This is a genomic window from Caenimonas soli (assembly GCF_013155545.1).
Taxonomy (GTDB): Bacteria; Pseudomonadota; Gammaproteobacteria; order Burkholderiales; family Burkholderiaceae_C; genus Ramlibacter; species Ramlibacter soli.
This window is the reverse complement of the sequence record NZ_JABJVV010000011.1, coordinates 60,888-82,034: the sequence shown is the minus strand read 5'-3', so window position 1 is coordinate 82,034 and position 21,147 is coordinate 60,888. Positions and strand designations below refer to the sequence as shown.

Annotated in this window: 17 protein-coding genes and 1 tRNA gene; 3 read left to right on the top strand and 15 right to left on the bottom strand. The window is 65.0% G+C overall.

All coding sequences use genetic code 11. The features are described 5' to 3' along the window. Positions 1-116: 116 nt before the first annotated feature. The 6 genes from clpX to HNE04_RS17865 form a co-directional block, all read right to left on the bottom strand. Positions 117-1,382 (bottom strand): ATP-dependent Clp protease ATP-binding subunit ClpX, encoded by a 1,266-nt coding sequence (gene clpX, locus HNE04_RS17890; protein ID WP_172222088.1) that lies wholly within the window; start codon positions 1,380-1,382, stop codon positions 117-119. Positions 1,383-1,490: 108 nt separating this feature from the next. Further along, positions 1,491-2,099, bottom strand: a complete 609-nt coding sequence (gene clpP, locus HNE04_RS17885; protein WP_172222086.1) for an ATP-dependent Clp endopeptidase proteolytic subunit ClpP — start codon at positions 2,097-2,099, stop codon at positions 1,491-1,493. 109 nt (positions 2,100-2,208) lie between these two features. After that, positions 2,209-3,522 (bottom strand): trigger factor, encoded by a 1,314-nt coding sequence (tig, locus tag HNE04_RS17880; RefSeq protein WP_172222084.1) that lies wholly within the window; start codon positions 3,520-3,522, stop codon positions 2,209-2,211. A gap of 29 nt (positions 3,523-3,551) precedes the next feature. Next, positions 3,552-3,638 (bottom strand) — tRNA-Leu (locus HNE04_RS17875). A 69-nt stretch (positions 3,639-3,707) separates the two neighbouring features. Then, the gene (locus tag HNE04_RS17870; RefSeq protein ID WP_172222082.1) at positions 3,708-6,890 is read right to left on the bottom strand and encodes an efflux RND transporter permease subunit; all 3,183 of its coding nucleotides are present in this window, start codon (positions 6,888-6,890) and stop codon (positions 3,708-3,710) included. A gap of 7 nt (positions 6,891-6,897) precedes the next feature. Then, positions 6,898-8,052, bottom strand: a complete 1,155-nt coding sequence (locus tag HNE04_RS17865; protein WP_172222079.1) for an efflux RND transporter periplasmic adaptor subunit — start codon at positions 8,050-8,052, stop codon at positions 6,898-6,900. A gap of 106 nt (positions 8,053-8,158) precedes the next feature. Between HNE04_RS17865 and HNE04_RS17860 the strand changes: the two genes are divergently transcribed. Together HNE04_RS17860 and hpnD are read left to right on the top strand one after the other, a co-directional pair. Continuing rightward, positions 8,159-9,181, top strand: coding sequence for a squalene/phytoene synthase family protein (locus HNE04_RS17860; protein WP_235965140.1), 1,023 nt, complete (start codon positions 8,159-8,161; stop codon positions 9,179-9,181). After that, the gene (gene hpnD, locus HNE04_RS17855; protein ID WP_172222073.1) at positions 9,178-10,017 is read left to right on the top strand and encodes a presqualene diphosphate synthase HpnD; all 840 of its coding nucleotides are present in this window, start codon (positions 9,178-9,180) and stop codon (positions 10,015-10,017) included. The genes HNE04_RS17860 and hpnD overlap by 4 nt, the downstream gene beginning before the upstream one ends. 359 nt (positions 10,018-10,376) lie before the next feature. On the opposite strand, the gene HNE04_RS17850 is transcribed toward hpnD, so the two are convergent. Next, entirely contained in the window at positions 10,377-11,072 is a 696-nt protein-coding gene (locus HNE04_RS17850; RefSeq protein ID WP_172222306.1) for an HAD family hydrolase, read from the bottom strand. A gap of 96 nt (positions 11,073-11,168) precedes the next feature. On the opposite strand from HNE04_RS17850, the gene hemH reads away from it, so the two are divergent. Further along, positions 11,169-12,248 (top strand): ferrochelatase, encoded by a 1,080-nt coding sequence (hemH, locus tag HNE04_RS17845; protein ID WP_172222070.1) that lies wholly within the window; start codon positions 11,169-11,171, stop codon positions 12,246-12,248. Here hemH and HNE04_RS17840 read toward each other — a convergent pair. From HNE04_RS17840 to HNE04_RS17805, 8 genes are all read right to left on the bottom strand, one after another. Then, a complete protein-coding gene (locus tag HNE04_RS17840) occupies positions 12,229-13,104 on the bottom strand; it encodes an alpha/beta fold hydrolase (protein WP_172222067.1) in 876 nt (291 codons plus the stop codon). The genes hemH and HNE04_RS17840 overlap by 20 nt on opposite strands. Positions 13,105-13,113: 9 nt before the next feature. Then, positions 13,114-14,181, bottom strand: a complete 1,068-nt coding sequence (locus tag HNE04_RS17835; RefSeq protein ID WP_172222064.1) for a branched-chain amino acid ABC transporter permease — start codon at positions 14,179-14,181, stop codon at positions 13,114-13,116. Between the two features lie 9 nt (positions 14,182-14,190). After that, complete coding sequence (locus HNE04_RS17830; protein ID WP_172222061.1) at positions 14,191-15,171, bottom strand: branched-chain amino acid ABC transporter permease; 981 nt, start codon at positions 15,169-15,171, stop codon at positions 14,191-14,193. Then, on the bottom strand, positions 15,168-15,893 hold the full coding sequence (locus HNE04_RS17825) for an ABC transporter ATP-binding protein (protein WP_172222058.1): 726 nt from the start codon (positions 15,891-15,893) through the stop codon (positions 15,168-15,170). Before HNE04_RS17825 ends, HNE04_RS17830 begins: the two co-directional genes overlap by 4 nt. Next, positions 15,890-16,666, bottom strand: a complete 777-nt coding sequence (locus tag HNE04_RS17820) for an ABC transporter ATP-binding protein (RefSeq protein WP_172222055.1) — start codon at positions 16,664-16,666, stop codon at positions 15,890-15,892. The genes HNE04_RS17825 and HNE04_RS17820 overlap by 4 nt, the downstream gene beginning before the upstream one ends. Before the next feature lie 49 nt (positions 16,667-16,715). Further along, entirely contained in the window at positions 16,716-18,164 is a 1,449-nt protein-coding gene (locus HNE04_RS17815; RefSeq protein ID WP_172222052.1) for an extracellular catalytic domain type 2 short-chain-length polyhydroxyalkanoate depolymerase, read from the bottom strand. A gap of 106 nt (positions 18,165-18,270) precedes the next feature. Next, positions 18,271-19,464: a substrate-binding domain-containing protein gene (locus tag HNE04_RS17810; protein ID WP_172222049.1), complete on the bottom strand. Its 1,194-nt coding sequence runs from the start codon at positions 19,462-19,464 to the stop codon at positions 18,271-18,273. 161 nt (positions 19,465-19,625) lie between these two features. Continuing rightward, complete coding sequence (locus HNE04_RS17805) at positions 19,626-21,098, bottom strand: sigma-54 interaction domain-containing protein (RefSeq protein ID WP_172222046.1); 1,473 nt, start codon at positions 21,096-21,098, stop codon at positions 19,626-19,628. Positions 21,099-21,147 lie beyond the last annotated feature (49 nt).

Below are 21,147 nucleotides of genomic sequence, written 5' to 3'. Positions count from 1 at the left end.
ATCCTTTTTACTATCTCAGTCGAATATGGACCGGAATGGGAGATTTTCAACCCGTCCGCATCGCAATGCGGCTGTCAGGGTTGGATTCGTGCGAAAGATCACTCGAAAATTAAGCGCTAGGCCTTTTTGGCGGCTTCGCGGTACACCAGCAGGGGTGGCTTGTTCTCTTCGATCGTGGATTCGTCCACCACAACCTTATCGACGTTGGCGGTATTGGGCAGCTCGAACATGGTGTCGATCAGCGACTGCTCCAGGATCGAGCGCAGGCCGCGGGCCCCGGTCTTGCGGGCCAGCGCTCGCTTGGCAATGGCGCGCAGGGCGTTCGGGCGGATTTCCAGGTCGACGCCTTCCATGGCCAGCAGCTTGCCGTACTGCTTGACCAGCGCGTTCTTGGGTTCGGTGAGGATCTGCACCAGGGCGTCCTCGCTCAGTTCGGACAAGGTGGCCACCACGGGCATGCGGCCCACCAGTTCGGGGATGAGGCCGAACTTGATCAGGTCTTCCGGCTCGACCTCGCGGAACACGTCCGTGAGGCTGCGCTGCGCCTTGCTTTTCACCGAGGCGCCAAAGCCGATGCCCGAGGTTTCGGTGCGCTGCTCGATCACCTTCTCCAGGCCGGAGAAGGCGCCGCCGCAGATGAACAGGATGTTGGTCGTGTCGATCTGCAGGAAGTCCTGGTTCGGGTGCTTGCGCCCGCCCTGGGGCGGCACGCTGGCCATCGTGCCTTCGATCAGCTTCAGCAGGGCCTGCTGCACGCCCTCGCCCGACACGTCGCGGGTGATGGAGGGGTTGTCGGACTTGCGGGAAATCTTGTCGATCTCGTCGATGTAGACGATGCCGCGCTGGGCCCGCTCGACTTCGTAGTTGCAGCTTTGCAGCAGCTTCTGGATGATGTTCTCGACGTCCTCGCCCACGTAGCCGGCTTCGGTCAGCGTCGTTGCGTCGGCCATGACGAAAGGCACATCGAGCATGCGCGCGAGCGTCTGGGCCAGCAGCGTCTTGCCCGAGCCGGTGGGCCCGATCAGGAGGATGTTGCTCTTGGTGAGCTCGACGTCGTCCTTCTTGGCCTTTTCCTTGTGGCGCAGGCGCTTGTAGTGGTTGTACACGGCCACCGACAGGCCGCGCTTGGCGGGCTCCTGGCCGATCACGTAGTTGTCGAGGTTGGCCTTGATCTCGCTGGGGGTCGGCAGGTCGCCGCGCGCCTCGCGTTGATCGTCACCCGTGGGCAATTCGTCGCGGATGATCTCGTTGCAAAGGTCGATGCACTCGTCGCAGATGAAGACCGACGGACCCGCGATCAGTTTCTTCACCTCATGCTGGCTCTTACCGCAGAAGGAGCAGTAAAGCGTTTTCTCGCTGGAAGAGCCTTTTTTCTCGGCCATGGGACCTTGCCTCGTTGCTTGAGATTCAATGATAACTAAATAAAGAACGGCGCTTCCCGTGTTACAGGAAACGCCGTTGCTGCGATGCAACCAGAGGTTTTTGACCCCTCAAGGGCGCCTGGAGATCACCTGATCAACCAGACCGTAGGCCTTGGCCTCCTCGGCATCGAGGAAATAGTCACGCTCCGTGTCGTTCCGGATCTTCTCGATCGGCTGGCCCGTGCGCTCGGCCAGGATGCGGTTCATCGTTTCCTTGGTCTTCAGGATTTCCTTGGCATGGATCTCGATGTCGGTCGCCTGGCCCTGCGCGCCGCCCAGCACCTGGTGGATCATGACCTTGGAGTTCGGCAGCGAGAAGCGCTTGCCCTTGGCGCCGGCGGCCAGCAGGAAGGCGCCCATGCTCGCGGCCATGCCGGTGCACAGCGTGGAAACGTCGGGCTTGATGAAGTTCATCGTGTCGTAGATCGCCATGCCGGCGCTCACGCTGCCGCCCGGCGAGTTGATGTAGAACGAGATGTCCTTGTCCGGGTTTTCGCTCTCCAGGAACAGCAGCTGCGCCACCACCAGGTTGGCCGTCTGGTCGTTCACCGGACCGACCAGGAAAATCACGCGTTCGCGCAGCAGGCGCGAATAGATGTCATACGACCGTTCGCCACGGCCGGATTGCTCGATGACGATCGGCACCATGCCGAGGGCCTGGGTTTCAAGTGAACTCATGGGAAGACTCCGTTTGCTGGGGTGTACTTTATCGCCAAAAGCAAATGGGGCTTGCGGCCGAGACTGCAAGCCCCTGTGGGATGCCGGACAGGCCCGGCATGACGATGCCTTACCCCTGCTGGCCCATCAGGTCGTCGAAGGACACGTTCTTGTCGACCACCTTGGCCTGCTTCAACACGAAGTCCGTGACATTGTTCTCAATCACGATGGCTTCGACCTCGGCGAGGCGGCGGTTGTCGCTGTAGTACCAGCGCACCACGTCGGTCGGCTTTTCGTAGCTCGCCGCCAGCTCTTCAACGTGGGCCTTGACCTGCTCGGGCTTGGCATGCAGGTTGTTGATGCGTACCAGTTCGGCGACCACCAGGCCCAGCCGCACGCGGCGTTCGGCTTGCGGGCGGAACATGTCATCGGGAACGGGCAGCTTGTCGGCGTCCTTGACGCCGCGCTGCTTCAGGTCGGCGCGGGCGCCTTCGATCATGCGGTCCACTTCGGCCTGCACGCTCGACTTGGGCAAATCCAGCTCGGCCTTGGCGACCAGCGCATCCATGACGGCCTGCTTGTTCTTGGCCAGCAGGCGGAACTTGACTTCGCGCTCGAGGTTCTTCTTGATGTCGGCGCGCAGGCCTTCAACGGTCGCGTCGGCGATGCCCAGCGACTTGGCCAGGGCCTCGTTGACCTCGGGCAGGTGCGCCGCTTCGATCTTCTTGACGGTGACCATGAAATCGGCCTGCTTGCCCGCCACGTCCTTGCCGTGATAGTCGGCCGGGAAGGCCAGCGGGAAAGTCTTGCTTTCGCCGGCTTTCATGCCGCGCACGGCATCTTCGAATTCCTTGAGCATCTGGCCTTCGCCGACCAGGAACTGGAAGTCTTCGGCCTTGCCGCCCTGGAAGGTCTCGCCGTCGATCTTGCCTTCGAAGTCCACGGTCACGCGGTCGCCTTCCTGGGCAGCGGCGTCCTGCGCGCGCTGGGCGAAGGTGCGGCGCTGCTTGCGCAGGATGTCCAGCGTCTTGTCGATGGCGGCCTCGGTCACCTCGGTGCCGAGCTTCTCGACTTCGGCGGTAGCCAGGTCGCCGATCTTCACTTCGGGATAGACCTCGAACACCGCGTCGAAGGCCAGCTGGCCTTCGGGCGACTCTTCCTTCTCGGTGATCTTGGGCTGGCCGGCGACGCGCAGCTTGGCCTCGTTGGCGGCCTGGGCAAACGCCTCGCCCACCTTGTCGTTCATCACCTCGTAGTGCACCGAGTAGCCGTAGCGCTGGGCCACGACGGTCATCGGCACCTTGCCCGGACGGAAACCGTCCATCTTCACGGTGCGCGCCAGGCGCTTCAGGCGGGAATCGACTTCGGATTGGATGACGTTGACGGGCAGCATCAGCGTCATCTTGCGTTCCAGCTTCTCAAGGGTTTCAACGGTCACGGCCATGATGGATCTCTCTTGGATTAAATGTGTTCTGGTGCGCGGGGGGGGACTCGAACCCCCACACCATTGCTGGCGTCAGGACCTAAACCTGGTGCGTCTACCAATTTCGCCACCCGCGCTTAAGCTCAAAGTCAAAGCGGGCGGTCGGATAACCCGACCGCCCGCCCAAATTCGGTCAACCTTCTATTTTACGCGGGAATGGGAACGGCCCCCGCGAAGCCGGGCTCATTGGGAGCGACATCCCCCCGCTTGACCCTGAACCAGGCTGCGTACATCGCCGGCAAAGCCAGCAGGGTCAGCACCGTGGCGACGATCAGCCCGCCCATGATCGCCACGGCCATGGGCCCCCAGAACACCGAGCGCGACAGCGGGATCATGGCCAGCACGGCGGCTGCGGCCGTGAGCACGATGGGACGCAGGCGCCGCACGGCGGATTCGACGATCGCGTCCCAGGTCGGCACGCCGCGGGCGCGGTCCTGCTCGATCTGGTCGATGAGGATCACCGAGTTGCGCTGGATCATGCCCATGAGCGCGATCACGCCCAGCAACGCGACGAAGCCGAACGGCCGTCCCAGCAACAGCAATGCGCCCGCCACGCCGGCAATGCCGAGTGGCCCGGTCAGGAACACCAGCATGGCGCGGCTGAAACTGTGCAGCTGCAGCATCAACAGCGTGAACGTGATGAACAGCATGATGGGGATGCCGGCCGAAATCGAAGACGAGCCCTTGGAGCTCTCCTCCACGGCACCGGCCACCTGGATCGAATAGCCGAGCGGCCACTTCTTTTCCAGCGCCTTCAGCTGCGGCAGCAACTCGTTGGTGACGGTCGCGCCTTGCAGGCCCTCGACCATGTCGCCCTGCACCGTGATCGCATAGTCGCGGTTCTCGCGCCACATCACGCCCGGCTCCCAGGTGAACACCGGCTTGGCGATCTGGGTCAGCGGGATCGACTTGCCCGAGGCCGTCGGCAGGTAGGCGTTGGCGATATCGGTGATGGCGTTGCGCTCGTCCAGCGGCTGGCGCAGCACGATGTCGATCAGCTTGTCGCCCTCGCGGTACTGGCCCACGTTGGTACCCGTGAGGATGGTCTTGGAGGCCTGGGCGATGGATTGGCTGGTCACGCCCAGCGCGCGCGCCTTGGACTGGTCCACTTCCAGGCGCAGCACCTTCACCGACTCGTTCCAGTTGTCGTTCACGCCGCGCGTATTGGGGCTGGCGCGCATCACGGCCTTCACCTCGTCGGCACGCTCGCGCAAGCCGACGGGGTCGGGCCCGACGACGCGGAACTGCACGGGGTAAGGAACAGGCGGGCCATTGGGCAGCAGCTTGACGCGGCCGCGCACCTCCGGGAATTCCTGCGCCAGCAAGGCGGGCAGCTTGACGCGCAGCGTCTCGCGCACTTTCAGGTCTTTCGGCAGCACGATGAACTGCGAGACGTTGGTCTGCGGGAACACCTGGTCCAGAGGCAGGTAGAAGCGCGGCACGCCCGAACCGACCCAGGTGCTCACGGCGGTGACGCCCGCTTCGCTGCGCAGGCGCTGTTCCACCCGCTTGGTGACTTCTTCGTTGGCCGCGAACGAGGTTCCCTCGGGGAACCAGACGTCCACCATGATCTCCGGGCGGCTGGAATCGGGGAAGAACTGCTGCTGCACCTGGCCCATACCGACGATGCCCAGTGCGAATATCAGCAGCGTGGCGCCGATGGTGATCCAGCGGTGCTCGACGCACCAGTCGACCATGCGGCGGAAGGTGCGGTAGAACGGCGTGTCGAAATGCTCTTGATGGTCGCCGCTGGCGGGAACCGGCTTGGGCTTGAGCAGCAAGGTGCCCAGGTAGGGAACGAAATACACCGACACCAGCCAGCTCAGAACCAGGGCGATCACCGTCACCGCGAAGATGGCGAAGGTGTACTCGCCCACGGTCGATTTCGCCATGCCGATCGGCAGGAAGCCGGTCGCCGTGATCAGCGTGCCGGTCAGCATGGGCATGGCCGTGATCTCGTAGGCGAAGGTGGCGGCGCGGACCTTGTCGTAGCCCTCCTCCATCTTGCGCACCATCATCTCCACGGCAATGATGGCGTCGTCCACCAGCAGGCCCAGCGCGATGATCAGAGACCCCAGCGAAATCTTGTGCAGGCCGATGCCCCAGTAGTCCATGGCCAGGAAGGTGACGGCCAGCACCAGGGGAATCGTGATGCCCACCACCAGGCCGGGCCGCATGTCCACGTAGTAGCGCTTCCACAAGGGGAGCGTGGCGGCATCGGGGCGCTTGTGCAGGCCCAGCGCGATGAAGCTGACCGCCAGCACGATGAGCACGGCCTCGATGAGCGTGCGCACGAACTCGTTGACGGAGTTGGAAACGGCGCTCGGCTGGTCCTGGATCTGCACCAGCTTGATGCCGGCCGGCAGGCCGTCCTCGATGCGGTTGAACGTCGTCTTCAGCGACTTGCCTAGCTTGATGATGTCGCCGCCCTTGGCCATGGAGACGCCCAGCGCGATGACTTCCTTGCCCTGGTGCCGCACCTTGACGACCGGCGGGTCGGCGTAGCCGCGCTTGATCTCGCCGATATCGCCCAGGCGCAGCTGGTTGCCCGAGGTACCGCGGATCGGCATGGCCCGCAGCTCCTCCACCGCCTCGAACTGCCCGCCGACGCGCACTTGCACCACGTCCAGCGGTGTCTGCACGGCGCCCGCGGATTCGACGGCATTCTGCTGCCCCAGCTGCTGCAGCACCTGGTTCAGGTCCAGCCCCAGCTGCGCCAGGCGCTTCTGCGAAATCTCGACGTAGAGCTTCTCGTCCTGCACGCCGAACAGTTCGACCTTGGCGACGTCCGGCACCCGCAGCAGTTGCTGGCGCACGTCATCGGCGAAGGTCTTGAGTTCGGCATAGTTGAAGCCGCCATCCGACTCCAGCGCGTAGATCACGCCGTAGACGTCACCGAAATCATCGTTGAAGAACGGGCCCTGGATGCCTCCGGGCAGCTGGAAGCGCATGTCGCCGATTTTCTTGCGCACCGTGTACCAGACATTGGCCACGTCACCCGGCTTGGACGAATCCTTGATCTGGAAAATGATCTGCGACTCGCCCGGCTTGGAGTAGCTGCGGATCTTGTCGGCATAGGGCGCTTCCTGCAGCGCCCGCTCGATCTTGTCGGTCACCTGTTCGGCGACCTGTTGCGCGGTGGCGCCGGGCCAGTAGGTGCGAACCACCATGGCGCGGAAGGTGAACGGCGGATCTTCGTCCTGGCCCAGCTGGAAGTACGAGACGAAGCCAAGCAGCATCAGCACGACCATCAGGTAGCGCGTGAGCGCGGGGTGATCGAGCGCCCATTTGGAGAGGTTGAAACCCTCTTTCGGTTGGATCTGCGTCATGGCAGCCTCACTTCGCGACAGGCAACGTCGAGGGCGCCTGGGCCACGGCATTCACCGCCGACACCTTCTCCTGGTAGATCGTCACCTTCTGCCCGGGCGACAGCACGTGCACACCGGCGGAAACCACCAGCATGCCCGGTTGCAGGCCGGCAGCGATCACGGCTTCGTTGCCGTCGGCCGTGGCGATCTGCACCGGCTGCGATTTCACCGTCATGGTCGCCTTGTCGAGCACCCAGACCGCCGTGCCCGCCCCTTCCTTGCGCAGCGCGCCGGTCGGCAGCTTGATCACGGGCGTGCCGACATGGCTGAGGGCCTGCGGCGACACATAGGCCGTGGAGCCCAGCGCCGGTGCTGTGGCGGCGTCGAGCGACACCTTGACGGAATAGGTCCGCGTCACCGGGTCGGCGCTGGCGGCGACTTCACGCACTTTGCCTGGGAGCGCCGTGCCGCCGTTCGCCCAGACGCGCACCGACACGTCGGAGCCCGGCTTGATGGCCACGATCTTGTCTTCGGGTACCGAGAACACCACGTCGCGCGGCCCGTCCTGGGCGATGCGCACGATCGGCGTGCCGGCGGTCACCACCTGGCCCGACTCGGCCTCGACGGCGGTGACCACGCCGGAGACGTCGGCAACGAGGTTGGTGTAGCCGGCCTGGTTGCCCTGCGACGCGAGCTGCGCCTTGGCCTGATCGAGCTGCGCCTGGGCCGCTTTCAGGGAAGTTTCGCGGCGCTCGAGTTCGGCGCCGCTGATGAAGTTCTGGTCCTTCAGGGTGGCGTAGCGCTTGAAGTCAGCGGCCGCCAGATCGCGATTGGTGCTGGCAGCCGCGACCTGCGCGCGGGCCGCGTCGGCGGCCAATTGAAAGTCACGGGGATCCAGCTGCGCCAGGACCTGACCGGCCTTCACTCGCTGGCCCAGTTCTGCCTGGCGCTTGACGATCTTGCCGGCCACCCGAAATCCCAGCCGGGACTCCACCCGAGGCCGCACTTCGCCCGCGAATTCGTAGCCCGATTTGAAGGTATCGACCCCCACGGTCATCACCTTGACGGCGCGAACCGGCTCCGGGTTCGCCTCGGTCTTGGAGCAGGCCGCGACTGCCAGCGAGGCAGCCAGGGCAAGTGCGAGTGTGTAGCGCGAATGGAGCGGTGAAGGCAGTTTAGGCATGGCTGACCTGAGCTGAAAGTATGCGAATAAAGTCACTAATGACTGACCGGTTAGTAATCTAGGGTAATTGCCTATGCTTGTCAAGCGACAATCCGGGGCTTTGACCATGTCCCCTGCCGATCGCTCAAACCCCCACATGCTGGTGCTCCTGCGCGGGGTTTCGCGCTCCTTTTATGTCTCGATCCGCCTGCTGCCAGCTCCGCTGCGCCGGCCGATCGGGGTGGCCTACCTGCTGGCGCGCGCGGCCGATACGCTGGCCGACACGGCTGAGCTACGGCCAAGCGAGCGCCGGGCCCATCTGGAAACCTGGGCCGCGGCCGTCGATGGCCGGATCCCCGCACTCGCCGTGGCCCGCCTGTCCGCCTCGTTCGCCCCGCTGCAGCAAGATCCGCAAGAACGCGCTCTCGTCCGCGCCCTGCCCCACTGCCTGCGCTGGCTGGATGAACTGGCGCCGGCGGACCGTGAGGATGTACGCGCCGTGCTTCGCCACATCACCCGGGGCCAAGCCCTCGACATAGAGCGCTTTGGCCAGGACCTGCCGCCGCGCGCGCTGGATTCGGCCGAGCAGCTGCACGAATACACCTACCTGGTGGCCGGCTGCGTGGGCGAGTTCTGGACGGATCTGTGCTTTCGGCACCTGCCTGGCTTTGCCACGCTGCCGCAACAGGAGATGCGCGAACTCGGTCGCGGCTTTGGCATGGGGCTGCAGCTGGTGAACATCCTGCGCGATGCCGGGGCCGACCTGGCCGCGGGGCGCTGCTACTTTCCGGCGGACGAACTCGCCGCTGCCGGGGTGGCTCCAGAAGACATCCTGAACCACCCGGAGCGCTTCGAAGTTGTCTGGCGGCGATGGCATGCCCATGCCCAGGACCGGATCGCGCTCGGCATGCGCTACGCCGACGCCGTCAACAGCCGCAGGGTGCGCGCCGCCAGCGCCCTGCCGGCGTTGCTCGCAGCCCGGACGCTGGCGTTGATGCGGTCGGCCGGCCCGCAGCGCCTGCGGCACAAGGTGAAGGTGCCGCGCCACGAAGTCCGCACGATGATGGCCCGCCTCGCCTTCACGCTGGCAGGCCGCGCGGCGCTGCAATCGTCCTTCGCCCGCCTGCGATGGGACAATCCTCATCCATGACACCGCAAGAGTACGTTCAGGAGAAGGCCGCTACCTCGGGAAGCAGCTTCTATTACGCCTTTCTCTTCCTGCCCAAGCCACGCCGCGCCGCCATCACGGCTTTCTATGCCTTCTGCCGCGAGGTGGACGACGTCGTCGATGAAGTCAGCGATCCGGGCATAGCGAGGACCAAGCTCGCCTGGTGGCAAGCCGAGGTGGCCAAGTCCTTCCGCGGCGAGGCCAGCCACCCGGTGATGAAGGCCCTGATGCCCTGCGCCGCCGACTTCGGCATCGAAGAGCGGCAGCTCCAGGCGGTGATCGAAGGCTGCCAGATGGACCTGGAGCAGACCCGCTACCTCGACTTTGCCGGCCTGGAGCGCTACTGCCACCTGGTGGCCGGCATCGTCGGCGAGGTCTCGGCGCGCATCTTCGGCCAGGCCGACCCGCAGACAACGGAATATGCCCACAAGCTGGGGCTGGCCTTCCAGCTCACCAACATCATCCGCGACGTCGGCGAGGACGCGCTGCGCGGACGTGTCTACCTGCCGGTGAGCGAGTTGCAGCAGTTCGACGTGAAGGCCCACGAGATCCTCAACCGCAAGTACTCGGACCGCTTCACCGCGCTCATGAAGTTCCAGGCCGACCGCGCGCAGCAGCTCTATGACCAGGCGCTGGCGCTGCTGCCGCCAGCCGACCGGCGCAGCCAGAAACCCGGGCTGATGATGGCCAGCATCTACCGCACCTTGTTGCGCGAGATCGAGCGAGACGGTTTCCAGGTGCTGCATCAGCGCGTCAGCCTGACGCCACTGCGCAAGTTCTGGCTGGCGTGGAAGGTCCAGGCGCTGGGCCGGCTCTAAGCCTCTGGTGGCAAAGCAGAAGGCACGTGGCAAAGGCGTGCCCGGACACGCCTTTGCAGAGAGGTGGTTGGTATTCGTCGCACCGCACGCCCACCGCGTTGGCTCGCGGCAGGCGGTACCCGGCGGGGGCGATTTCTGTGGCGGCTGCGAGGCTCGGCCTGGGGGCGGGCGCGCAGCGCTTCGTTACTGACTCGTCGCGGCTGTTTGAACGCAGCGGCCTTGGGGCGCGTAGTGAGTTTCGCGACGCCGACCCCAGGCCGAGCCTCGCAGCGGAGTCGGCGCAGAAAGCGCCGACCGCCACAGTATGAGCCCCTGCCGGGTACCGCGTGCCGCGATGCGGGGACGGTCGCGTCCTGCCCCTACGCCCTGAACAATTCGCAGAGTTCGGTCAGGTTGGTGAGCGTGACCTGAGGCTGCGCCTCGTGCGGCCAGAGATGGTCGGCGCGGTTCACCCAGGCCGCTTGCATGCCGGCGTTGAGCGCGCCCAGCGCGTCAAGGGTGGCGTCGTCGCCCACATGCAGCACGTCGGCGGGCGTCACGTCCACGGCGCCGGCGGCGGCGTGGAAGATGCGCGAATCGGGCTTGCCCACGCCGAACTCGCGCGCCGAAATTGCCGCACGGAAGTACGGGCCCAGGCCGACTCGCTGCAGGTCGGCGTTGCCGTTGGACAGGCTCACCAGCGGGAAGCGCTCCGACAGGAACTGCAGCGCAGGCAAGGCGTCCTCGTACAGCGTCACCCGCTGGCGTTCGGCAAAGAAGGCCTCGAATGCCTCCTCGGCCAGCAGCGGGTTCTCTCCTGCCCTATAGAGCGCCAGGCGGATGGACTCGCGGCGCACGGCGCTCAGGTCGTTCTTCAGGTCGGGCCGATTGGCCGCCATGTAGTCGCGAATTTCGCGCAACGCTGAAGGACTGGAAAAAAGCGCGGCGGCCATGGGCGCGTGCTCCACCAACCAGTCGTGCAGCACCTTCTCGGCCCGCTCGATGGTGGGCCAGATCGGCCACAGGGTGTCGTCAAGGTCCAAGGAGATGGCCTTGATTCTTGCAAGGTCCAGCATCATGCCCTCCGACGAGCCGCCTCTAGGCAGGCATGCGCCCCCTCGGGGGGCAGAGAACGAAGTGAACGTGGGGGCTGCATTCAGTGAGAATACCTCATGCCTTCTTCAGATTTTGCCCACGGCCGGGCGCCGCAAATCGCGGTGCTGTATTGCAACCTCGGCACCCCAGACGAGCCGACGCCTGCGGCGGTGCGGCGATATCTGGCCGAATTCCTGAGTGATCCGCGGGTCGTCGAGATTCCCCGCATCGCGTGGCTGCCCCTGCTGTACGGCCTGATCCTGCCGCTGCGATCGGCGAAGTCTGCCGCCAAGTACGCCACCATCTGGACACCCGACGGCTCGCCGCTGAAGTTGTGGACCGACAAGCAAGCCAAACTGCTGCAAGGCTGGCTGGGCGAGCATGGCCACCGGGTCAAGGTGCGCTATGCCATGCGCTACGGCAGCCCTTCGATCGCGTCGCAGCTGGAGGCGCTCAAGGCCGAGGGCGCGACCCGCATCCTCATCCTGCCGGCCTATCCGCAGTACTCCGGCACGACCACGGCCAGCCTGGTCGACGCGGTGGCCTCATGGTCCGCCGGGACTCGCCACCTGCCGGAACTGCGATTCGTGAATCACTACCACGACGATCGCGGCTACGTGCAGGCGCTGGTCCGGCGGGTCGAGCGGTATTGGCGGGAGCACGGACGCGGAGATCACCTGGTCATGAGCTTCCACGGCGTACCCGAGCGCACCCTGCATCTGGGCGACCCTTACCACTGCCAATGCCAGAAGACCGCGCGTCTGCTGGCCACCCAGCTGCGGCTGGAAAAAGACCAGTACACGGTGACCTTCCAGTCGCGTTTCGGCAAGGCGAAATGGCTGGAGCCCTACACCGATCCCACCCTGCGTGCGCTGGCTCGGCGCGTGGCGCGAGTCGACGTGGTCTGTCCCGGCTTCACCGGGGACTGCCTGGAAACCCTGGAAGAAATCGCGCAGGAGGGCCGGCAGGCTTTCCTGACTTCAGGAGGAAAGGACTTTCACTACATCCCCTGCCTGAACGACGAGGCAGCCTGGATCGCAGCGCTCGGAAACGTCGCACAGCAGCACCTCGCGGGCTGGCCCACCGGCGAGACTGCCGATGCCGAGGCGCTGGCCCGTTCGCGTGAAAGGGCCCTGGCTATGGGAGCGCCGCGCTAGCCTCGATGAACGCGGTCACCAGGTTCAGCTGCTCCGGAACGTTCAATGCGGGCGCATGGCCGCAGCCGGGTATCTCCACAACGCTTGCGAGCCCCAGCAGGCCCGGGCCCCTGCGCATCATTTCTTCCGTGGCATCGCGCAGGACGAGATCCGACTCGGCGCCGCGCAGGCAAAGCACGGGAATCTGGATCGCGTCGTAGTGTTCCCACAGGTCATAGTCGTTCGGATGATCGATGAACTGCCGCACCATCGCAGGGTCGTAATGCGGGGTGACGCGGCCATCGGGCAGACGGCGCGTCGAGGTTTCGGTCAGGCGCCGCCATTGCGCATCGCTGAGCCAGCCGAACGGCTTGTACACCTGGCGAAAGAACGCCTCCAGCTGGGCCATCGTGTCGAATGCGGGCGGACTGCCCGCGTAAGCGCGGATGCGCGCAAGCGCCGCCTCGCCCAGGCGCGGGGCGTTGTCGTTGATCACGAGGCTCTTGATGCGCCCCTTGAGCTGCGGCTCGAAAATTCCTGCCGCGCACACGGTGCCGATCGCGCCGCCCATCGAGGTGCCGACCCAATGCGCCTCGGCGATCTTCAGCTGGTCGAACAGCCCGGCGGCCAGCTTGGCGTAGAAGGCCAAGGTGTATTCATTGCCCGGATCGGGACTCCATTGGCTGAAGCCCCGCCCCAAGGTGTCCGGGCAAATGACGCGGAAGTGGCTGGAGAGGTGCTCGGCCAGCTCGTCCATATCGCGCCCGGTGCGCGCCAGGCCATGCCATGCGATCACCGTTTGGCTGTGCTGCGAGCCCCACTCGGTGTAGTGGATCTCGCGGCCCGCGCAGGTCGCGTAACGTGAGCTGTAATTCATGGCTGCTTCCTAGGGACGGGCGCGCATGGCCCGCAGGCGCCCCACCACACCGGTGGGAAAGTAGTAGACGGACAGCACGAACAGCAGCCCGAGCCAGAGCAGCCAGCGGTCGGGCGACAACAGCGCCGACAGCCAGGGCAGGCCCGATGTGGCGTCGCTGCCGAGCTTGAGAAGGTCTTGCAGGTAGCTCTGGGCGATCACGAACACACCCGAGCCGATGGCGGCGCCGTAGATGGTTCCCATGCCGCCGATGACCACGATCAGCAGCACGTCGAGCATGATCTCGAAGGACAACGACGTATCGGGCCCGTTGTAGCGCAGCCAGATGGCGAGCATCGCGCCCGCCACGGTGGCGAACAGCGCCGACAGGATGCTCGAGGTAGTGCGATACACCACGACCCGGTAGCCGATCGCCTCGGCGCGGAACTCGTTCTCGCGAATCGCCTGCAGCACCCGGCCGAACGGCGAGTTGACGATGCGCAGCATCGCCAGCAGCAGGATCAGGGCCGTGACGAACAGCAGGTAATAGCAGATCAGCCGGCCGTCCAGCGAGACGCCCAGGAACGGGGTCTCGGACAGCTGGTAACTGGGCGACAGCACTTCCGGCATCTTGAAAGTGAGCCCGTCCTCGCCGCCGGTGAGCTCCGACAGCTGCGACGCCAGCGTCTGGAATGCCGCCGCCACCGCCAGCGTGATCATCGAGAAGAAGATCGCCCGCACCCGCAACGAAAAAAGGCCGACGACCAGCGCCAGCACGAACGACAAGGCCAGCGCCACCGCCAGGCCCACGACGATCGCCGACCAGCCCGGTCCCATGCGCGTGGACGCAATGGCGATGCCATAGGCGCCGATGCCGAAGAACATGGTGTGGGCAAAGCTCACGATGCCCGTATAGCCCAGCAGCAGGTCGAAACTGGCCACGAGCACGACGAACACCAGGATCTTGGCCGCCACGTTCAGCGCTTTCACGCCCGGGAAGATGAACGGCATGAAGGCCAGGGCCAGCAGCAGCACGACCAGCACGACGGCCAGGATGCGGTTGCGGGGGAAATCGTTGGAAAGAATTCGCTTCAGCATGCTATGTGCTCACTTGCTCAGCGCGTAGACGCCCTGGGGCCGCCACAACAGGATGGCCATCATCAGCGCGATGTTCGAGAACAGCGCCGCCTTGGGAATGAGAAAGCCGGTGTAGTTGGCCATCAGCCCGACCAGCAAGGCCCCCACCAGCGCACCCGTGGTGGACCCCAGGCCGCCGATGATCAGCACGATGAAGATCAGCACGTTGACCTGCGCCCCCATCTGCGGGATCACGTTCTGCTGGTACAGGCCCCACATCACGCCGCCCAGGCCCGCCAGGCCGCTGCCGACCACGAACACGCCGATGAATAGCACCTTGATGCGGTAGCCGAGCGACTCGACCATCTCGCGGTCCTGCACGCCGGCCCGGATCAACAGGCCGATCTTGGTGCGGGTCAGCACCCACAGCAGGATGCCGAACACCAGCAGACCCACGACGACGGCGATGACTCGGTACTTCTCCACGGCCGCGTCGCCCAGCAGGATGGCGCCGCGCATGCCCTGTGGCAAGGGCAACGGAATCTGCAGCGGGCCCCAGATCACCTTGATCAGCTCTTCGCCGATGATCATGCCGCCCATGGTGATCAGGATCTGCTTCAGGTGGTTGCCGTACACGGGGCGCACGATGAAGCGTTCGAAGGCCAGGCCGACAGCGCCGGCCACCAGCATCGCGATGATCATGGCCGGCAGCACCGCCAGCATGTTGCGCCACAGGCTCTCGGACGAGGTGTAGTCGCCCATGCTGCCCAGCACGCTGGTCGCCACGAAGGCGCCCAGCGCGATGAACACGCCGTGGCCGAAGTTCAGCACGTCCATCAGGCCGAACACCAAGGTCAGGCCCGAGGCGATGATGAAGATGATCATGCCCATCGCCAGGCCGGCGACGGTGAGCGTGACCCAGGTCGAGCCCGAGCCGATGAACGGCAGGACCACCAGCGCCAGCACCGGCACCAGCGCCATCGGCTTCCAGTCGAAATCTATGTTTTTCATATGGCCAACCCCAGCAGCGAATGTTGCAAGGCCTCGTCTTCGGCCAGTTCCTTCATGGAGCCCGCATGGACCACCACGCCGTTGTCCATCACGGCGACGGTGTCGCCCAGCCGCTTGGCGAAATTGATGTTCTGCTCCACCAGCAGGATCGTGACGCCGCTCGCCTTGAGCTGCGCGAAGGCGTCGATCATGTTGTTGATGATCGCGGGCGCCAGGCCCTTGCTGGGCTCGTCGATGATCAGCAGCTCGCGCGGCTCCACGATGGCCCGCGACACGGCCAGCATCTGCTTTTGCCCGCCGGACAGCTTGCCGGCCGGATGGTTCCAGAATTTCTCCACCGCCGGGAACAGCGAGAAGATCCACTTCAGACGCTTCTCGTCCATCTGGCCGGCATGCTTGGCCTGGCGCGCGGCCAGCAGCATGTTTTCCTTGACGGTGAGGTCGGCGAAGATCCCCATGTTCTCGGGCACGTAGGCCACGTTCATCGACGCGATCTGCGGCGTGGCGTGCTTCGTGATGTCCTGGCCGTTGAAGGTAATGGTGCCCTGGGATGCGTGCCACAGGCCCATGATGGTGCGCAGCGTGGTGGTCTTGCCGGCGCCGTTGCGGCCCAGCAGCATGGTGAGCTTGCCGCGCGGCACCGACAGGTCCACCCCGTGCAGGATGTGATACGCGCCGATGTGCGTGTGCACGCCTTGCAGAGTAAGCAGGTTCTCGTTCATGCGGCCTCCGCCTTCACGGCCACGCCCAGATAGGCTTCCTGCACGATCGGCGACGCGATCACGTCGGCCGGTTCGCCGTCGGCCACCAGCGTGCCGTTGTGCAGCACGATGATGCGGTCGGCCAGCTCGCGCACCACGTCCATCTTGTGCTCCACCAGCAGGATGGTCTTGCTCGGGTCTTCCTTGAGCTTGCGGATCAGGTTCAGGATCACCGGCGCTTCGGCGGCATTCATGCCCGCGGTCGGCTCGTCGAACATGAACACCTTCGACTCCAGCGCCATCAACAAGGCCACCTCCAGCTTGCGCTGGTCGCCGTGCGGCAGGTTGGCCACCAGTTCGTTCTCCTTGTCGGCCAAGGCCACCGCCACCAGGATCTCATCGGCGCGCTCCATCAGCTCACGGTGATCGCTCCAGATGCTCCACAAATTCAGCCCGTGCCGGTGCGGCCCTTCCCGCGTGGCCTGCACGGCCAACCGGATGTTCTCCATCACCGTGAGGCGCGGGAACAGGTTGGTGAGCTGGAACGCCCGGCCCAGCCCGGCGCGGGTGCGCTCGGACGGCGAGAAGCCGGACAGGTCGCGCCCATCGAGCGTGACCTGCCCGGCGCTCGCCTTGAGCTGGCCGGAGATCAGGTTGAAGTAGGTGGTCTTTCCCGCGCCGTTGGGGCCGACGATGGCGGTGAGCGTGCCCGGCTGGAAAGCGCAGGTCACGGCGTTCACCGCCACGTGGCCGCCGAAGCGGATCGTGAGGTCCTTGGTGGCGAGTAGGCTCATGGTTCCTTTATTGCTTGCGGGACAGATCTTCAGCTCTGTCCCCAACTGTTCAAGAGCAGGTCCCGATCACGTAGTAGTTCGTGCCGGTCTTCTTCAAGGTGGTGGTGATGAAAACGTTCCACAGGCCCATGTTCTGCGAGGAGCCGTTGGCGTAGGTGTAGCCACCCGCCGTGTAGGCCCGGCCCGCGGTCGTGTGGGCGTAGTTGGACGAGGTGTAGCAGGTGGCCACTGGCGGCGGTGCGCCGGTGGTGGTGCCGCTGGCAGCAGCCGATGCAGCGCTCTCCGCGTTGTTGGCGTCCAGCGATTTCACGGTCCAGGAATACGTGGTGCCCGCCGCCAGGCCGCTGTCCGTGTAGGCGGTGCTCGTCACCGGCAAGGCGTTCACCTTGTTGCCCGCCCGGTAGACGTTGTAGCCGGTCGCGCCGGTCACGGCATTCCAGCCGATGTTCATCGTGCTGGTGGTCGCGCCCGAGGTCGCCACGCCGGTCGGGGCCGGCAACGTGGATGCCGGCGTGCCGCTGGAAACCTGGTCCACCATCGCCTTGATCGCAACCATCTGCGGGCCGGATTTCTTGGAGTAGTTAGCGCTGTCGTAGCCCCACCAGTCCCAGCAGCTGTTGGTGGCCGCCACGCTGGTCTGCGGATAGAGCATGACGATATTGTTGGTGTCCCCCCAGCGGTTGTAGCCTGTGTTCTTCACGTACTGCTGCTGGACGTCGTTCTCGTTCTGCTTGCAACCATGCAGCACCACGTGAACGCGGCATTGTGTTCCGCTGCTGCAGGCCTGTGGGACATAGGCCCAGCCGGTGGTCGCCATGCCGTGGCCGGTGATGAACTGGCTCTGGTTGAACTGCACGAAGTTGGCGGCGGGCAGCACGTTGGCGTTGCGGGGATTCAGCGTGCCATAGAGCTGCTGCAGGATAGCGCCGGCCAGGTCGAAGTTGCAGTCGTTGATGTACGGCGCGCCCTTGAACGAACAGGCGCTGCCGTAGTCGTCGGTGACCATAGCGTGCTGGGACGCGATGTCCTTCTTGTAGACGACATTGGCCGCCGGCACGAAGCTGTTGTAGTAGGTCTTGAGCGCATCCATCACGCCCGGCTTGACCACATCGTCCAGCGTGCCGGAGAACATGTAGACCTTGGAGCTCTGCAGGTTCGAGACCGGGTCGATCAGGCCTTGCTGCGCCCAGTTGTTGGTGGTGCTGACCAGCGAGCTGGTCGGGATACCGGCCGGGCTCGCCATGCAGCGGCCGGTGGCGTTCACCACGGACCCCTCGGCGCAGTAGAACGGCCCGCCCGCGACGACGCCGGCGCCCTTCTTGAACGTGGCGGAGTACGCCACGTGCAGTTGAACGGCCATGAAGCCGCCCGACGACAGGCCCGAGACTGTCGTCTGGGTCTTGTCGATATTGAGGGCCGGCAGGTTGACCGCGGCGAAGGCCGCCCCCGACAACAGGGCCGCCGAAGCAGCGCATATACGAAGCAATTTGAACGTCATTGAGTTGTCTCCAGTTGGTGATCGGCAAACCGATCCCTCCCCCCGTGTCTCCGGGGGTTTTCTCAAACGAAGCAAAAAGAGGGGCGGCCGCCCCTGTGGAAACGGTCTACCGCTTGTTGCGGATCGGCACGTTCATTTCCGACGGCTTGATTTCCTTCACGAGGTGAAGGTCGGCCATCGCGCCCTGCTTGGCGCCGGGCGCCACGCGGAAGTGGTACATCGACTGCATGGCCTGGTGATCTTCCTTGCGGAAGGTCATCATGCCCTTGGGCGTGTCGAAGCTCATGCCTTCCATGGCGGTGATGAGCTTGTCGGTGGTGGTGTCGGCGTTGGTTTTCTTCAGCGCCGAGACGATGGCCATGGCAGCGGAGAAGCCACCGGCCGTGAAGAAGTCGGGCGGGCTCTGGAAGCGCTGGTAGTGGTTGGTCACCAGCCACAGGTTGGGCTGGTTCTTGGAGAAGCCGAAGTAGTAGTAGCTCGCGCCTTCCATGCCCGGGAACTGGTTGTAGGCCACCATCGCCGGCAGGATGTTGCCGCCGGTGGCGATCTCGATGCCATAGCGCTTCAGGTCGAGGTCGGCGATCTTGAACGGGTTGCCGGAGCCGGCCCAGACGATCCAGATCACCTTGCGGCCGGGCTGGTCCTTCAGCTTGTCGATCAGGCGCTGCGCGCCCGCGGTGAAGTCGGTGGTGTTGGCCGGCAGGTATTCCTCATGGACGATCTTGGCGGTCTTGATCGACTCCTTGAAGGCCTTCACGCCGTCACGGCCGAACGCATAGTCCTGGGCCAGGGTGGCGATGGTGACACCCGGCTTGTCCAGGGCCACCGCATTGGAGATGGCGTCCTGCGAGCTGTTGCGCCCGGTGCGGAAGATGTACTTGTTCCATTTTTCGCCGGTGATCGAATCGGCAACGGCCGGCTCGACCAGGAGGATCTTCTTGTATTCCTCGGCGACCGGCAGCATGGCCAGCGCCACACCCGAAGAGGTCGGGCCGATGGCCAGATCCACCTTGTCGTCGGAGTAAGCGGTGGCGAGCAGCGACTTGCCCAGGTCGGGCTTGCCCTGGTCGTCCTTTTCGATCAGCACGATCTTGCGGCCGTTCACGGTCATGGTTCCGCCGGTCGCGTACTCCAGGCCCATCAACAGGCCGGTCTGCGTCTGCTTGCCATAGGCCTCGAGCGGGCCGGTGCGGCTGTAGACGTGGGCGATCTTGATGTCCTTGCCTTGGGCGAAGGCTTGGGGCAAGGCGAAAGCGGTGGCTGCGAGCGCTGCGAGCGCGACCCAGGTGCGACGTTGCATGGAATGTCTCCTATTAGTAACTACGGATAGCGGCTGAGTACAGCATGTGTCGTGCCAATCTGAACCTCGTTGATTCATAAAGGAAAATTTACTACGCGGCTCTCCTGTGTCTGATTTTCAGACAGCGCAATCTGACTGATTGCCATACATATGTCTGAAAATCAGACACTGGCTTCCAGGCGCTCGTAGAGCTTGGCGCGGGAAATTCCCAGCAGTTTGGCGGCCGCCAGCTTGTTGCCGCCGGTCGCCGTGAGCGCGGCGTCTATCGCCCGCCGCTCCAGTTCGGCCACTTGTTCGGCCAGGGGCCGCAGCACCCGCGACGGCGAGCCGTCCGTCGGTATGGGCGCTGCTGGAATGGGTGGGGCAATCTGCTTGACGCCCGACTCGCGCAGCACTTCCTCGAGATGCTGCACCTCGATGTGCTGGGAATCGCTGCGCATCGCCGCCTGTTCCAGCACGTTGCGCAGCTCGCGGATGTTGCCGCGCCAGGTCTGCGCCGACAACAGCGCGACCGCGTCGGCGCTGAGCTCCGGCGGCGCCGACCCGCTGCGCAGCGCCATATCCTCCGCGAGCACCTCGACCAGGGCCGGGATGTCGGGCCTTCTCTCGCGCAGCGGCGGCACGCGAATCGGCAGAACGTTCAGACGGTAATACAGGTCCTCGCGGAACTTGCCCTCGCGCACCAAGGCCGCGAGATCGCGCGAGGTGGCGGCGATGACGCGGGCATCGAAGGGGATCACCTTGTTGGAGCCCAGCGGCTCGATCTCGCCTTCCTGCAGCGCGCGCAGCAGTTTGGGCTGCAGGCTGGGCGGCATGTCGCCGATCTCGTCGAGGAACAACGTGCCGCCGTCGGCCAGCTTGAACTTGCCGTCGCGGCCCTTGCGGTCGGCGCCGGTGTAGGCGCCCGGCGCCACGCCGAAGAATTCCGCCTCGAGCAGGGTGTCGGGCACGGCCGCGATGTTGACGCTGACCAGCGGTCCGGCAGCGCGGGCCGAAGCCGCGTGGATCGCATGGGCCAGCAGTTCCTTGCCGGTGCCGGTTTCACCGAGCAGAAGAACCGGGCTGGACGACAGCGCGGCCCGTCTGGCTTGCCGCTTGACCTCCACCGCCGCCGGGCTGCCGCCGACGAAGCTGGCCAGGGTGTACTTGGTGCGGCGTTGGCTCGCCAGTTCGCGGCGGGCGTCGTCCAGGTCGCGCTGCAGGTGCGCGAACTTGCTGATCAACGGCTGCAATGTGGTTTCGGGGTGGTCGAACAGCACGATGCCGATGGCGCCAATGAGCTCACCGCTTTGCTCGTCGCGCAGCGGCAGGCGGCTCACCACGAACGTGCCGGCCCGGTTGGTGAGCAGGTCGATCAGGATGGCCTGGCCGGTTTCCAGCACCCTGCGCATCTGCGTGTTGGGCACCACGTCGTCGACCATGTGGCCCACGAACTGGTCGACCGATGAAAAGCCCAAGGCCGGAAGGAACCGCTTGTAGCCCTCGTTGACCCACACGATGCGGCCCGCCCGATCGACCAGGAACATGCCCTGGCTGATGCTGGAAAACAGCTGGAACATGGAGCGCGCGGCCAGTTCCAGAATGCTCTGTGCGTCGAGTGGCAGCGTTTGGGGTGACGAAAGGGGCGCGGGCATCGCATGCATGCTACCTTGCCGGGCGAGCCACGAATCCGGGTTTGCCCCA

Bases quoted from the DNA above. Each gene is read 5' to 3' on its own strand.
- HNE04_RS17860 (WP_235965140.1), top strand. From the start codon at position 8,159: ATGTCCCCTGCCGATCGCTCAAACCCCCACATGCTGGTGCTCCTGCGC.
- HNE04_RS17835 (WP_172222064.1), bottom strand. From the start codon at position 14,181: ATGCTGAAGCGAATTCTTTCCAACGATTTCCCCCGCAACCGCATCCTG.
- HNE04_RS17870 (WP_172222082.1), bottom strand. From the start codon at position 6,890: ATGACGCAGATCCAACCGAAAGAGGGTTTCAACCTCTCCAAATGGGCG.
- clpX (WP_172222088.1), bottom strand. From the start codon at position 1,382: ATGGCCGAGAAAAAAGGCTCTTCCAGCGAGAAAACGCTTTACTGCTCC.
- HNE04_RS17850 (WP_172222306.1), bottom strand. From the start codon at position 11,072: ATGCTGGACCTTGCAAGAATCAAGGCCATCTCCTTGGACCTTGACGAC.
- HNE04_RS17805 (WP_172222046.1), bottom strand. From the start codon at position 21,098: ATGCCCGCGCCCCTTTCGTCACCCCAAACGCTGCCACTCGACGCACAG.
- tig (WP_172222084.1), bottom strand. From the start codon at position 3,522: ATGGCCGTGACCGTTGAAACCCTTGAGAAGCTGGAACGCAAGATGACG.
- clpP (WP_172222086.1), bottom strand. From the start codon at position 2,099: ATGAGTTCACTTGAAACCCAGGCCCTCGGCATGGTGCCGATCGTCATC.
- HNE04_RS17840 (WP_172222067.1), bottom strand. From the start codon at position 13,104: ATGAATTACAGCTCACGTTACGCGACCTGCGCGGGCCGCGAGATCCAC.
- HNE04_RS17815 (WP_172222052.1), bottom strand. From the start codon at position 18,164: ATGACGTTCAAATTGCTTCGTATATGCGCTGCTTCGGCGGCCCTGTTG.
- HNE04_RS17820 (WP_172222055.1), bottom strand. From the start codon at position 16,666: ATGAGCCTACTCGCCACCAAGGACCTCACGATCCGCTTCGGCGGCCAC.
- HNE04_RS17810 (WP_172222049.1), bottom strand. From the start codon at position 19,464: ATGCAACGTCGCACCTGGGTCGCGCTCGCAGCGCTCGCAGCCACCGCT.
- HNE04_RS17825 (WP_172222058.1), bottom strand. From the start codon at position 15,893: ATGAACGAGAACCTGCTTACTCTGCAAGGCGTGCACACGCACATCGGC.
- HNE04_RS17865 (WP_172222079.1), bottom strand. From the start codon at position 8,052: ATGCCTAAACTGCCTTCACCGCTCCATTCGCGCTACACACTCGCACTT.
- hemH (WP_172222070.1), top strand. From the start codon at position 11,169: ATGCCTTCTTCAGATTTTGCCCACGGCCGGGCGCCGCAAATCGCGGTG.
- HNE04_RS17830 (WP_172222061.1), bottom strand. From the start codon at position 15,171: ATGAAAAACATAGATTTCGACTGGAAGCCGATGGCGCTGGTGCCGGTG.
- hpnD (WP_172222073.1), top strand. From the start codon at position 9,178: ATGACACCGCAAGAGTACGTTCAGGAGAAGGCCGCTACCTCGGGAAGC.